This window comes from Agrobacterium sp. M50-1 (assembly GCF_049843495.1).
GTDB lineage: Bacteria > Pseudomonadota > Alphaproteobacteria > Rhizobiales > Rhizobiaceae > Agrobacterium > Agrobacterium radiobacter.
Map to the genome: position 1 here is coordinate 274776 of NZ_JBBHZH010000003.1, position 14138 is coordinate 288913.

Genomic DNA, 14138 nt, shown 5'->3' on the forward strand with positions numbered 1-14138 from the left:
TTCCTGTGCTTGTCACAAGGATGAGGGTGGAGGGATGAGGGAGGCGGCTTAGGGTAGGACTTTCTGACGCGCCCGGCTTTGAGGCATCATCAAGCCAGAATGCTGCGGTCCACATCCGTAATCAGCCGCTTGCCGCAAAGCGCCATGCTGACATCCATTTCCTTGCGGATGATCTCGAGAGCGGTGGTCACGCCCTGTTTGCCATCGGCACCGAGGCCATAAAGGAACGGGCGGCCGATATAGGTGCCCCTGGCGCCGAGCGCGACCGCTTTCAGCACATCCTGGCCGGAGCGGATGCCGCCATCCATATGCACCTCGACCCTGTCGCCGACGGCGTCGACGATCTTCGGCAGCATCGCGATGGAGGAATGCGCGCCGTCGAGCTGGCGGCCGCCATGGTTGGAGACGATGATGGCGTCCGCGCCGGTATCGACAGAGGCGCGCGCATCTTCCTCGTCAAGGATGCCCTTGAGGATCAGCTTGCCGCCCCAGCGCTGCTTGATCCATTCGACATCTTTCCACGACAGGCGCGGATCGAATTGCTCGGCAGTCCAGGAGGAGAGCGAGGAGAGGTCGGAGACATTCCTGGCGTGGCCGACGATATTGCCGAAGCTGCGGCGCTTGGTGCGAGCCATGTCCATGCACCATTTCGGCCGGGTCGCCATCTGCCAGATATGTTTCGGGGTGAATTTCGGCGGTGCGGAGAGGCCGTTGCGCAAATCCTTGTGGCGCTGGCCGAGAATTTGCAGGTCGAGCGTCAGCACCAGTGCCGAGCAGCCGGCGGCCTTGGCGCGGTCGATCAGATTATTGACGAAGTCCCGGTCCTTCATCACGTAAAGCTGGAACCAGAAGGGTTTCGAGGTGACGGAAGCGACATCCTCGATGGAGCAGATGCTCATGGTGGAGAGCGTGAAGGGCACGCCGAATTCCTCCGCCGCTTGTGCGGCCAGCATTTCGCCATCGGCATGCTGCATGCCCGTGAGGCCGGTGGGGGAGAGGGCTACCGGCATCGAAACCTTCTCGCCGACCATTTCGGTCGCCAGCGACCGGTCAGTCATATCCACCAGCACGCGCTGGCGCAGCTTTATCTTCGAAAAATCCTCCTCATTGGCGCGGTAGGTGCCTTCCGTCCACGCGCCGCTATCGGCGTAATCGAAAAACATTTTTGGCACACGGCGCTGAGCCTGTTGCTTCAGGTCCGCTATGGTCAGGATTTTGCCCATGGATAAAGCCTTCACATTTGAATGATGGCTTCACATAACATGAATGGGATGGCTGCAACATCAAAATCGACGGGGTTGATCACCAGAAAGCCCGCAAAAACAGTTCGGCCCCCAATAAAAGCAGGCAGATGAGGAACCAGCGCCGGAATGTCGCAGGGCTGACGATATTGCGGATCTTCTGGCCGAGCCACATGCCGAGAAGCGCCGGAAGGATGGCGAGCGCGGACAGTGACAGATGCTCGACGTGGAAGGCGCCCTGCGAGGCGAGGCCTGCGGCGAGTGCGACGGTGGAAACGGTGAAGGAAAGGCCGAGCGCCTGCACGAGATCGTCGCGGGTAAAACCGAGCGACTGGATATAGGGCACGGCGGGAACGACGAAAATGCCGGTGCCGCCGGTCAACAGGCCGGTTGCGAGCCCCATGACCGGGGAGAGTTTTGGTTCCAGCCCGGCCGGAATTGAGACGGGTTTGGCAAACAGGCTATAGGCCGCGTAAGCAGCAAGGCACAGGCCGAGCGCCGAGGTGGTCCAGACGCCGGTGCCTGATGTCATCAGCCGGATGCCGATGAGGGTGCCGAGCGCAATGGCGATCATCATCGGCCACAGCCGCTTCACGATGGCCCGGAAATCCGGCCCGGCCAGCAATTGCCAGATATTGGTGATGAAGGAGGGCAAAATGAGCAGGCCGGCGGCGATGACCGGCGGCATGAAGAGGCCGAGCACGCCCATGGCAACGGTGGGCAGTCCCATGCCGGTCACGCCCTTGACGATGCCTGCGATGATGAAGGTCGCGAGAACCATGAGCAGGGTGGTTGTGTCTAGATTCGGCACGGGGCACTCCAAGGGTCATTCGCGTTTCGGCCCACCGGCGGCGGCAATCGCATGAAGCTCGGCGTTGCGCCGGGTTTCTTCTCCCCGTCGGGGAGAAGGTGGCCCGAAGGGTCGGATGAGGGGGCAACGTTGCCGTAACTCACTACCCTTGCCCCCTCATCCCGCTGCCGCGGACTTCTCCCCGGCGGGGAGAAGAAAGACGCGGCACCCGCTCACTCCAATGTGTGACCGATATAAATGAGGCCGCAGCTTTATGTTTCGGCCCAAGCCGAACTATGCAAGCGTGCTTTTCATCGCCTTGCCGGCCACGTAGGTTTCGACGACGGTGCGGTCGTCACCCATGGTCAGCATCAGGAACAGTTCTTCCGTCAGGCTTTTCACCACTTCCATCTTCAGCGCCATGGCGGGCGTGGAAGAAGCGTTGAGCACCGTGATGTCGGCATCCGTGCCGGCGTCCAGCGTGCCGATGCGGTCGACCATGGAAAGGGCTTCGGCATTGCCGCGGGTCATCAGATACCAGCTTTCCAGCGGGTTGAGGCGCTCGCCCAGCAATTGCTGGATCTTGTAGGCCTCATCCATGGTGCGCAGCATGGAATAGCTCGATCCGCCGCCGATATCGGTCGCAACGGCGATCCGCACCGGCTTTTCGCGACGCTGCAGCTTCTTCATCGGGAACAGGCCGGAACCGATGAAGAGGTTCGAGGTGGGGCAATGCACCGCCACCGCGCCGGTTTCCGACAGCACATCCGCTTCGCGCTCTGAGAGGTGGATGGCGTGGCCGAGCAGGGTCTTTTTGCCCATCAGGCCGTAACGCACATAGATATCGGTATAGTCGGTCGCATCAGGGTAGAGTTCGCAGGTATATTTGATCTCGTCCAGATTTTCGGAAAGATGCATCTGGATGAAGAGATCGGGAAATTCCTGCGCCAGCGCCTGGGCGGCTTCCATCTGCTTCGGCGTGGAGGTGATGGCGAAGCGAGGGGTGATGGCGACGTGGTTGCGGCCCTTGCCGTGCCAGTCGGCGATCACTTGCCGGGTCTCGTCGTAGGAGGTCTCGGGCGTGTCCAGCAGACCCTGCGGAGCGTTGCGGTCCATCATCACCTTGCCGCCCACCATCAGCATGTTGCGCTTCATGGCCTCAGTGAAGAAGGCGTCGGCGGAGGTCTTGTGCACGGAGCAATAGGCGGCGGCGGTGGTGGTGCCGTGGCGCAGAAGCTCATCGTAAAAATGCGTGGCGATGCGCTGGGCATGTGCGGTTTCGACGAAGCGGCACTCTTCCGGGAAAGTATAGGTATTCAGCCATTCAAGGAGATTGGCGGCATAGGAGCCGATGACCTGCATCTGCGGGAAATGCAGGTGCATGTCGATCAGGCCGGGCACGAGGAGATGCGGCCGGTGATCCTTTTCCTCGATGTCATCAGGCGCTTGGCTGCGAATATCGGCGTAGTCGCCGATGGCGGCGATGTTGCCGTTTTCGAGAAGCAGGCCGCCATCTTCGATATAGAGATAGCTTTGCGTATCGTCGATCGAGAGCGGCGCGCGGCGGAAGCTCAGCAGGCGGCCACGCAGCAGAACCATGCTCATTCAGTCTTTCCTTCGGCTTTTCCTGTCCCGGACACCGCGCTTTCATACCAGGCGGTCAGCACCTTGCGCTCATCCGGGGTGATGGCGGTGATGTTGCCGGGAGGCATGGCATGGCTGCGCCCGGCTTGCAAATAGATTTCACGCGCGTGGGCGGCGATCTGTTCGTCGGTTTCGAGCTTCACGGATTTGGGTGTGAAGGGCACGCCTTCCCACACCGGCTCGGCCGCATGGCACATGGAACAGCGGCCCTGAACCACATCACGCGCCTTGGCGAAATGGGCGTCGCTGACGAATTGCTGCTGCATGGGGGAGAGGGTGGCGGCCTTCTGTTCCTCCTCGCCGGTCAGCACCTTCGGCACGGTGGAAAGCCACATGATGACGATGAAGATGAGCGCGGTCAGCAGCCAGGTCCATGTCGGCTTGCCCTTGCGGGCATGGGTGGTGTTGAACCAGTGGCGGATGGTGACGCCCATCAGGAAGACGAGTGCGGCGATGATCCAGTTGAACTGCGTGGCAAAAGCCAGCGGATAATGGTTCGACAGCATGAAGAAGATGACGGGCAGCGTCAGGTAGTTGTTGTGCAGCGAGCGCTGTTTGGCGATGCGGCCATATTTCGGGTCCGGCGTGCGCCCGGCGATCAGGTCCGCAACCACGATCTTCTGGTTGGGAATGATGATGAAAAACACGTTCGCCGACATGATGGTGGCGGTAAATGCGCCGAGATGCAGGAAGGCGGCGCGGCCGGTGAAAACCTGAGTATAACCCCACGCCATCGCCACCAGCGCGACATAGAGCACGATCATCAGGCCCCAGGTATTGTTGCCGAGCGGCGATTTGCAGAGGAAATCATAAAACAGCCAGCCGATGGCAAGCGAAGCGAGCGAAAGACAGATGGCCTGGAACTGGGTGAGCGCCAGCACCGAATGATCGATCAGGAAAAGATCCGCGCCGCCATAATAAACGATGCACAGCATGGCGAAGCCGGAAAGCCAGGTGACGTAGCTTTCCCATTTGAACCATGTCAGGTGCTCGGGCATCTGGGCGGGGGCGACCAGATATTTCTGGATGTGATAAAAGCCGCCGCCATGTACCTGCCATTCCTCGCCATAGGCCCCCGGCGGCAGATGCGGCCGTTTGACCAGCCCGAGATCGAGCGCGATGAAATAAAAGGATGAGCCGATCCAGGCGATGGCGGTGATGACGTGGAGCCAGCGGACGGCAAAAGCCATCCATTCCCACGCAATGGCGTATTCGTACATGCGGTTCCCCTGATCCTTGTGCAGCGCACCTTGCGAGAAATTTGACCGTTAGGAAAGTGAAAAGCAAAGGCTGGAACGTCATTGTTCACAATCCGATGCCTTTGTGTCCGCAATCTCGTTTCAGTTCGCCCATGCAGGCGGGATGAGCCCGGTAAAGTTGCAGCCGCTCATTCCTGCCGCATAGTTTGTGCTTAGCTGGCTAACGCGACTCAGCTATTATCCTTTGTGCAGTCTGCCGATGTGCTAAAATATAAGGCTGCGGAGCCCTCGGGCGCGCTTCGTCGGAAATCCATTCCGGTTTTACGCCGATGCGCGGGGCTTCAATGACATGTTTCGCTGGCGGTTCTTCCGAAAGCGGGCGCTGCGAACCCTGGGCGGGGCAGATCAGGGGGCAGGTATCGCAGTTCCCGGTGCCGTTGTGTCCGGGTGGGTGTTGATGTGAAATTTGAATAAAGGGACGCAATGATCTTCCGGCGGCCGCCGTTGTTTCAACGGAGACCATGCCGATGCGCCTTGTTCTGACGGTCCTGTTCCTGCTTTTGGCGCTCAGCGCCACTGCGCTTGCCCATGAATCCCACAAGGGGTTCAAATATGAAAGCTACTGCTGCAATGGTGACGCCGAGACCGGCGACTGCCAGATGATTCCCACGCGAAGCGTTCGTGTGACGCCTGACGGTTACGAGGTCTCGCTCGCACCCGGCGATCACCGCATGGTCACGCGACGCCACGTTTTCAGCTGGTCGCAGCGGGAGGCAAGACGATCAGAAGATGGCGAATATCACCTCTGCCTGTTTCCGGATGAAGATACGCCGCGCTGTTTTTATGCGCCGGATATGGGATTTTGATGTGGTTTCTGCGGGCGGCATTCTTCGGTCCGCTTCAGTATCCAGTCGCGAAACAGCCTTATCTTGCGAATGTTCCTACGGTTTTCAGGGTAGACCAGCCAATAGTTCTTTCCTTCGCTGCTGAGGTGCTCGAAGGGTTGATAAAGTCGACCGAGGGCAATCTCATCGGCGTAGAGTTCAGGGGTGAGCATGGCCACGCCCTGGCTGGCGATTGCCGCGGCGGCTTCGAAGGCCTGCACATTGAGGCGGCTGCGGGGATAACGGTCGAGGCCCGGATTTTCGACGCCCACTTCCTGAAACCACTGGCTCCACCAGATATCGCCGGGATCGATGATGCGCAGGCGCAGCAGGTCTTCCGGTTTGTGCAATCCGCCGATGCTTTCGGCAAGGCTCGGATGCAGCATCGGCGTATAAACGCCGCGCAGCAGTTGATGGTAGATCAGCCCTTTGCCGTTATCTTTGCTCCAGCGAATGGCGACATCGCAGTCTGACTGGGAAAAATCGATCAATGTGCTTGATGTGTCGAGCCGCACGGCGATTGATGGGTGTTCCAGCTGGAAGGCGCCCAGATGCCGCGAAAGCCAGCGCGACGCAAAAGTCGCGGTGGAATGGATTGTCAGGGTCGTGTCGGAGGTGTCGCGCACATTATCGACAGCCTCCCGCAAAGTGTTGAAAGCTTCCGCAACCTTCGGCGCCAGTTTCTGCCCGGCCTCGGTCAGCACAACCTGCCGCGCCTTTCTGATGAAGAGCGGCTCGCCAACATTCTCCTCCAGCAGTTTCACCTGATAGCTGACCGCCGTCTGCGTCATGCCCAGTTCCTCACCGGCCTTGGTGAAGCTGAGATGCCTTGCTGCGGCTTCGAACACGCGCAGGGCGTTCAGGGGGAACTGGCGGGACATTTTCATGGATAAGTTCTCTTTATGTCAACGGCCAAAGGTTTCATTGGTTTTTATCCGAAAAACAGAGCATTTTTAGCCCAATTCATCAACTGAGCTTCTGACATTTTTTAAATGGAGACGAACATGCGCACAGCAATCTTGCGCGCGTGGTCCCGCCTGCGTGCGGGTCTGCGAACTGCGGAACGGTTTACCCTTGAAAGCCTTGCACCGGACAATCTGGCGGATGAAAGCCTGCCCGACGGGCTCAGGCGTGATCTTGGTCTTGAGGATGGCCGTGTCGATTTTCGTTGCGACGGGTTTCGGCAGCGGAAAATGCTTGCAGCAACTCGGCTGCCACAAGGGCCGCTATGATTGCAGGCCGCTTATCCCTGACGCTGTTGCCGCCGATGGGCAGGATGAGCTTTGTAAGGCGGGACAGGGGCTCTCCCTCCCGCTCCAGCCAATGGGCGAAGGTGGCGCGTTTGGTCTTCGAGCCGATCATGCCGACATAGGCGAGGTCGTCGCGGACAAGCGCCTCCTTCGCGATGAGGAAATCGAGTGCGTGATCGTGGGTGACGATGATGGCCGCCCCGTTTGCCGGGATTTTCGCGACGAGCGCCTCCGGCATGGGGGTCAACACGGATGCGACGTTCACTGGAAGATCGTGCAGCTCGTTTTCACGGGTTTCCACGATTGTCAGGGTCAAGGGCAGGAGCGACAGAGCCTGCGCCAGTGCCTTGCCAACATGGCCCGCCCCGAAAATGAAGATGGCGGGCTGTTGCTCGGCCTCGCCCTTCAGCCTTGCCTCGAGCGCTGCCGCGAGTTCCGCTGTTACGCGCCGGAACCGGAGCAGGGTGCGCCCGCCGCAGCATTGGCCGATTTCCGGTCCGAGCGGAATATCCATACGGTCTTCGGCGGCACCGCTCCTCAACATCGCGCGGGCGTGGTCTATCGCCATATATTCAAACTGCCCGCCGCCGATGGTTTCCCATAACGCCTCCTGGCTTACCAGCATGAAGGTTCCGGCCTCGCGTGGGGACGAGCCTTTGACGGCCTCGATTTCCACGAGGATCGCTGGGGCAGGGTGGGTGAGGAAAGCGGACAGGGAGGTGTCAGGCATTGGCGCTGGCCCCCTCATCCGGCGCTTTGCGCCACCTTCTCCCCGGCGGGGAGAAGAAATGCGCCGCACCGTCGAGGCAATTCAAAAGGGTTGCGGTCGTAGCATGGAGCTTACCGGAAGTTTCTTCTCCCCGCCGGGGAGAAGGTGGCGCAAAGCGCCGGATGAGGGGGCTCGGCCGCATGGATACTCCCCCTCACACCTTCTTCAGCCGTTCCACCGCCATCAGAACCCGCTCGGGCGTTGCCGGCGCGTCGAGGCGCGGGCAGACCTTGTAGTCGGCAACGGAGGCGACGGCCATGGAGAGTGCTTCGAGAACCGAGATCGCCAGCATGAAGGGCGGTTCGCCCACGGCCTTGGAGCGGCCGATGGTGGGCTCGGCATTTTCCGACCATTCCGCCAGCTTCACGTTGAAACTTTTCGGTCGGTCGGAGGCAAGCGGGATCTTGTAGGTGGAAGGCGCGTGGGTGCGCAGTCGCCCCTTGCCGTCCCACCACAATTCCTCCGTCGTCAGCCAGCCCATGCCTTGCACGAAGGCGCCTTCGATCTGGCCGATATCGATGGCCGGGTTCAGCGACTTGCCGACATCGTGGAGGATATCGGTGCGTTCCATCATATATTCGCCGGTCAGCGTATCGATCGACACTTCCGAGCAGGCTGCGCCATAGGCGAAATAATAAAACGGCGTGCCGCGACCGGCGGCGCGGTCCCAGTGGATTTTCGGGGTCTTGTAAAAACCGGCGGCGGAAAGCTGCACGCGGGCGAAATAGGCCTTCTTGATGAAGTCGTTGAAGGCGATTTCCTCAAGCCCGATCCGCACCCGGTTCGGCAGGAAGACGACCTCTTCTTCCGGGACGTTCCAGTTCTCGGCGGCGAATTTGATCAGCCGCTCGCGGATCTGGCGGGCGGCGTCATAGGCGGCCATGCCGTTGAGATCGGAGCCGGAGGAGGCGGCAGTGGCGGAGGTATTCGGCACCTTGCCTGTGGTCGTCGCTGTTATCTTTACCCGGCCGATATCCACCTGGAAGGCATCGGCCACCACCTGCGCCACCTTGGTATAAAGGCCCTGACCCATTTCCGTGCCGCCATGGTTCAGATGGATGGAGCCGTCATTGTAGATATGCACCAGCGCACCGGCCTGATTGAAGGCGGTCATGGTGAAGGAGATGCCGAATTTGACAGGGGTCAGCGCGATACCCTTGCGGATGATCGGGCTGGTTTTGTTGAACTCGATGATGGCGTCTCGCCGCGTGCGATAGTCGCTCGAGGTTTCCAGCTCCTCGACGATGCGGGCGATGATGTTGTCTTCGACCTCCTGATGATAGGGCGTCGTGGTGCGCTCCGAGCCGGTCTCTCCGTAGAAATTGAGCTTGCGGACATCAAGCGGGTCCTTGCCGACGGCATAGGCGATTTCTTCGATGAAACGTTCAGCCCCGAGCATGCCCTGCGGACCGCCGAAACCACGAAAGGCGGTGTTGGAGACCGTATGGGTTTTAAGCGGCCGGGAGGTCAGATGCACATGCGGATAGAAATAGCTGGAATCGGCATGGAACAACGCACGGTCGGTTACCGGGCCTGACAGATCGGAGGAAAAACCGCAGCGCGCCGCATAGGTGGCGTCGACGGCGTGGATGCGGCCTTCCTCATCGAAGCCCAGCTCGTAATCGACGCGGAAATCGTGGCGCTTGCCGGTCGCCGTCATGTCCTCGTCGCGGTCGGGGCGGATTTTAACGGCCCGGTTCAGCCTCTTGGCGGCAATGGCGCAAAGGGCGGCGAACTGGTTTCCTTGAGTTTCCTTGCCGCCGAAGCCGCCGCCCATACGGCGCACCTGCACCGTGACGGCGTTGGACGGCACCTGAAGCATGTGGCTGACGATATGCTGGATTTCGCTCGGATGCTGGGTGGAGCTCCACAGCGTTACCTCGTCATCCTCACCGGGCACGGCCATGGCGATGTGGCTCTCGAGATAAAAATGCTCCTGCCCGCCGATCCGCATCGTGCCGGTCAGGCGGCGCGGCGCGACATCCATTTCCAGCTTGGCATCGCCGCGCGTGAGCGTCATGGGATCGATGACGAGCGCGCCGCCATTTTCAATCGCGGTGTCGATATCGGTGAAATGCGGCAGGTCCTTATAGGTGATCTTCGCCTTGCGGGCGGCCTTTCTGGCGATATCTCGGGTTTCGGCGAAGACCGCGAAAATCGGCTGGCCGTGAAACTCCACCTTTGTTTCGGCCAGCAGCGGTTCGTCGTGACGGCCACCGGAGGAGATGTCGTTTTCGCCGGGCACATCCTTGCCAATCATCACCCAGAGCACGCCCGGCGTGGCTTCCACTTCGGAAAGGTCCATTGAGACGATTTCCGCATGCGCGCGATCGGAAAGGCCGAGTGCACCGTGAACGAGGCCGGCGGGTTCGGGAATATCATCGATATATTCGGCGCTGCCGGTCACATGCTTATGCGCGGAATCGTGCCGAAGCGAGGCATGCATCGGGCCGTCGATTTCGGTCTTGGTCTTGTCGAAGCTTGTGGTGTCCATGGTTCAAGCTCCTCCTTCGTTAATTGCGGCATATGGCAGCGATAATAAACCCTCATTCCTGTGCTTGTCACAGGAACCCAGCCAGCCCAAGTCCTTGGGCTGAAAGGGTTGTCTCGCCGCGCAGACGCGCGTCGGCCGGATTCCTGTGACAAGCACAGGAATGAGGGAGGTTGTGGGTGTCGCCAACGTCATCGTCACGCCTCCGCCAGTGTGAAACGGATGAGTTCCTGCTTTTCGCCTGAAGTCTCCAGGAAGAACCTTGTCAGCAGGTTCTTGGCCGTCAGTTGCCGGTATTCGGCGGTGGCGCGCCAGTCGGTGAGCGGGGTGAAATCATCGTCCAGCGCATCGCGCGCCGCATCGATCGTTTCCTGTGACCACTCTTTGCCGAGAAGCGCCGCCTCAAGATGCGCGGCCCGTTTCGGCGTGCCGGCCATGCCGCCAAAGGCGATGCGGATGTCTTCGACTGCGCCATCGGCGTCAAGCGTCAGGTTGAAGGCGGCGCAGAGCGCGGAAATATCCTCGTCGCGCCGCTTGGAAATCTTGTAGACGGCGTAACGGCTTTCCGGCTTCTGGAACGGGATGAAGAGTTTTTCGACGAACTCGCCGCTCAGCCGGTCCTGTTTGCCGTAATCGATGAAATAGCTTTCCAGCGGCAGGCTGCGGTTGCCAGAAGACGAGCGCAGGGTGAGCGTCGTGCCGAGTGCGATCAACGCCGGTGGAGTGTCGCCGATGGGCGAACCGTTGGCGATGTTGCCGCCAATGGTGCCCATATTGCGCACCTGCTCGCCGCCGAGCCGGTCAAACAGCCGGGCAAGCGGCGGGAAATGTTCTGCAATGGTCTTGAAGGCCTGGCTGTAGGTGACACCGGCACCGAGCGTGATACCGTCTTCATCCACGGTGATGGTCTGCAGATCCCCGAGATTGTTAATGAAGATGACAGGGTTCAGCGCCCGCATCTGCTTCGTCACCCACAGGCCGACATCGGTTGAGCCGGCAACGATGGTCGCCTTCGGCTCGGCGGCGTAGATTTCGGTCAGATCGGAAAGCGTTGCCGGAATGATCGTGCGGTCCTCGCCTCTGACGACGGTGATCGTCTCGTTTTCGCGGATCGCCCAGAGCTTTGCCATGATGTCGGTCCGGTCGCGCTGCAGCGGGTCGAACAGCGCGCTTGGGCGCGCGGCGGCGATCTTTTCGGCGGCCTTCACGATCGGCTCATAGCCCGTGCATCGACAGAGATTGCCTTGCAGGGCCTTTTCGATATCGGCGCGGCCGGGGTTTTCGCTGGTAAGCCACAGGCCATAAAGCGACATGATGAAACCCGGCGTGCAGAAGCCGCATTGCGAGCCGTGAAAATCCACCATGGCCTGCTGCACGGGGTGCAGCGTGCCGTCGCGGGCGGCAAGATGCTCGACGGTCACGATATGGATGCCGTGCAGCGAGCCAAGAAAGCGGATGCAGGCGTTGACGCTTTCATACCGCAGCGAACCATCGAGCAGCCGCCCGACGAGCACGGTGCAGGCGCCGCAGTCGCCTTCCGCGCAGCCTTCCTTGGTCCCGGTCAACCGCTTGCTAAGGCGGAGATAATCGAGAAGCGTGTCCGTCGGTCCGAAATCCTTCAACGAAACCGTTTCGTTGTTGAGGATGAAGCTGATCGCGTCCTTCATGCAATGCCCTGCTGTTTTGACCGGCTGCCGAGCCGGTTTCTTGTGATTATCTTGACGTATCTATGCACGCTCTTGCGCGCATATCGATTTCCGTTTTGGCAATTCATTGTTTCCATAACGGAAAGAAAATCTGGCAATTATTGCGCCGTCCAGCCGCCATCCACGGAAATATGGGTGCCGGTGATGTTGCTGGCGGCGTCGCTGGCCAGAAATACGGCGGCGGTGGCCACGTCATCGACGGTGACGAACTGCTTGGTCGCCTGCAGCTCCAGCATTACGTCGTTCTTCACCGCCTCTTCGCTGATGCCGCGTACCTTGGCCATCTCAGGTATCTGCTTTTCGACCAGCGGCGTGAGCACATAACCGGGACAGATGGCGTTGACGGTAACCCCGGTCTGGGCAAGCTCAAGCGCTGCCGTCTTCGTCAGGCCCATGATACCGTGCTTGGCCGCCACATAGGCCGATTTGAACGGTGAGGCGACGAGGCCGTGGGCCGAGGAAATGTTGATGATGCGGCCCTTGCCGGCCTTCTTCATCAGCGGTATCGCGGCGCGCATGGTATGGAAGGAACTGGTCAGATTGATGGCGATGATCCAGTCCCATTTTTCCGTCGGGAATTCCTCGATGGGTGCGATATGCTGGATTCCGGCATTGTTGACGAGCACATCCACCGAGCCGAGTTTTTCATGCGAGGACTGAATGAGGTCGGCGATCTCGTCCGGTTTCGTCATATCCGCGGGGTGGTAAAGCACACGCCCGCCGCTTTCGGCTTCCAGCAACAGCCGCAATTTTTCGATCTCGTCCTCGTCGCCGAAGCCGTTCAGCACGATATTGGCGCCCTCCCGCGCAAATCTCTGCGCGATGGCAAGACCGATACCGCTTGTAGAGCCTGTCACGATAACTGTCCGATGCATGCTTTCCCCTTTTTGCATTACTTCGCACATGTTTAAGCAGCGTATGCCCAAAGGGGGCGGGCTGGCAATCGCGATTTCGGGTGAGGGTGACAGAGGGGTGAATCCAGTCGCGCCCATCCATTTTTTCGAAGCGAAGCATCCAGATTTTGCGCCAGATTTTGCATTTGCCTGCGGCGGCGTCCGCCCCTATCTCTGAGGCAAGCAAACAGAGGTATCACCTATGGAACTCGGTCTTTACACATTCGCGGATGTCAATCCCAACCCCGCCGATGGCCGCGGGCCGGAAGGCGCGCGCCGTCTCAGGCATCTGCTGGAGGAAATCGAGCTTGCCGATCAGGTCGGGCTCGATGTTTTTGGCCTCGGTGAGCATCACCGTCCGGATTATGTTGTGTCCTCGCCCTCAACGGTGCTGGCGGCAGCCGCGGTGAAGACCAAGAACATTCGCCTGACGAGCGCCGTCTCGGTGCTGAGTTCGGATGATCCGGTGCGGGTGTTCCAGCAATTCTCAACCGTCGACCTCCTGTCGAACGGCCGCGCCGAGATCATGGCCGGGCGTGGTTCCTTCATCGAATCCTACCCGCTGTTCGGTTACGATCTCGAAGATTACGATGTGCTCTTCGCTGAAAAGCTCGATCTGCTTTTGGCGCTGCGCGAACAGGAGGTCGTCACCTGGTCCGGCACCAAGCACCCGGCCATCAATGGGCGCGGCGTCTATCCGCGTCCGTTGCAGGAGCGTCTGCCGGTGTGGATCGCCGTCGGCGGCACGCCGCAATCGGTGGCGCGGGCTGGCGCGATGGGGCTGCCGGTGGCGCTTGCCATCATCGGCGGTGAATATCGTCGCTTTGCGCCGCTGTTTGATCTTTACCATGAGGCTGCGCGCCGGGCGGGTCAGGAAAAGACCAGGCTGCGCACCAGCATCAATGTGCATGGTTTCATTGCCGACACCACCGACAAGGCGGCCGATCAGTTTTACGGCCCGCAGGCGGAGGTGATGAACCGCATCGGCCGCGAACGCGGCTGGGGGCCGACGAACCGTGCCCATTTCGATGCGGCGCGCGGACCGGAAGGCAATCTCTTCCTAGGCGAACCGGAGCTGGTGGCTGAAAAGATCATCAAGGCGCATGGCGTTTTCAGGAATGATCGCTTCCTGCTGCAGATGGCCATCGGCCTGATGCCGCACGACCAGATCATGCGCGGCATCGAGCTTTATGGTACGAAAGTCGCCCCGATCGTCAGAAAAGAATTGACGGGGAGCGCCGATCCGGTGAAAGCCACGGCCTGATTATTAC

Annotated in this window: 11 protein-coding genes; 2 read left to right on the forward strand and 9 right to left on the reverse strand. The window is 60.2% G+C overall.

Translation table 11 applies throughout. The features are described from left to right. Nucleotides 1-89 precede the first annotated feature (89 nt). From WDZ78_RS08920 to puuD, 4 genes are all read right to left on the reverse strand, one after another. Entirely contained in the window at nt 90-1223 is a 1134-nt protein-coding gene (locus tag WDZ78_RS08920; RefSeq protein WP_020011443.1) for an alpha-hydroxy acid oxidase, read from the reverse strand. A 79-nt stretch (nt 1224-1302) separates the two neighbouring features. Continuing rightward, nucleotides 1303-2022, reverse strand: a complete 720-nt coding sequence (locus tag WDZ78_RS08925; protein WP_425672967.1) for a sulfite exporter TauE/SafE family protein — start codon at nt 2020-2022, stop codon at nt 1303-1305. 303 nt (nt 2023-2325) lie between these two features. Further along, complete coding sequence (gene guaD / locus WDZ78_RS08930) at nt 2326-3636, reverse strand: guanine deaminase (protein ID WP_425672832.1); 1311 nt, start codon at nt 3634-3636, stop codon at nt 2326-2328. Next, nucleotides 3633-4895: a urate hydroxylase PuuD gene (gene puuD / locus WDZ78_RS08935; RefSeq protein WP_003510343.1), complete on the reverse strand. Its 1263-nt coding sequence runs from the start codon at nt 4893-4895 to the stop codon at nt 3633-3635. Before puuD ends, guaD begins: the two co-directional genes overlap by 4 nt. 506 nt (nt 4896-5401) lie before the next feature. Between puuD and WDZ78_RS08940 the strand changes: the two genes are divergently transcribed. Then, nucleotides 5402-5740: a hypothetical protein gene (locus tag WDZ78_RS08940; protein WP_026363886.1), complete on the forward strand. Its 339-nt coding sequence runs from the start codon at nt 5402-5404 to the stop codon at nt 5738-5740. Here the strand turns inward: WDZ78_RS08940 and WDZ78_RS08945 are convergent. The 5 genes from WDZ78_RS08945 to WDZ78_RS08965 form a co-directional block, all read right to left on the reverse strand. Next, nucleotides 5716-6645 (reverse strand): LysR substrate-binding domain-containing protein, encoded by a 930-nt coding sequence (locus tag WDZ78_RS08945; RefSeq protein WP_020011439.1) that lies wholly within the window; start codon nt 6643-6645, stop codon nt 5716-5718. The genes WDZ78_RS08940 and WDZ78_RS08945 overlap by 25 nt on opposite strands. 238 nt (nt 6646-6883) lie before the next feature. Beyond that, on the reverse strand, nt 6884-7738 hold the full coding sequence (xdhC, locus tag WDZ78_RS08950) for a xanthine dehydrogenase accessory protein XdhC (protein ID WP_425672833.1): 855 nt from the start codon (nt 7736-7738) through the stop codon (nt 6884-6886). 193 nt (nt 7739-7931) lie between these two features. Further along, on the reverse strand, nt 7932-10271 hold the full coding sequence (gene xdhB / locus WDZ78_RS08955; RefSeq protein ID WP_425672834.1) for a xanthine dehydrogenase molybdopterin binding subunit: 2340 nt from the start codon (nt 10269-10271) through the stop codon (nt 7932-7934). A 194-nt stretch (nt 10272-10465) separates the two neighbouring features. Continuing rightward, nucleotides 10466-11935 (reverse strand): xanthine dehydrogenase small subunit, encoded by a 1470-nt coding sequence (gene xdhA, locus WDZ78_RS08960; protein ID WP_425672835.1) that lies wholly within the window; start codon nt 11933-11935, stop codon nt 10466-10468. A 137-nt stretch (nt 11936-12072) separates the two neighbouring features. Then, complete coding sequence (locus WDZ78_RS08965; RefSeq protein WP_026363884.1) at nt 12073-12849, reverse strand: 3-hydroxybutyrate dehydrogenase; 777 nt, start codon at nt 12847-12849, stop codon at nt 12073-12075. Between the two features lie 220 nt (nt 12850-13069). Between WDZ78_RS08965 and WDZ78_RS08970 the strand changes: the two genes are divergently transcribed. Then, nucleotides 13070-14131, forward strand: coding sequence for an LLM class flavin-dependent oxidoreductase (locus WDZ78_RS08970; protein WP_020011433.1), 1062 nt, complete (start codon nt 13070-13072; stop codon nt 14129-14131). Nucleotides 14132-14138 lie beyond the last annotated feature (7 nt).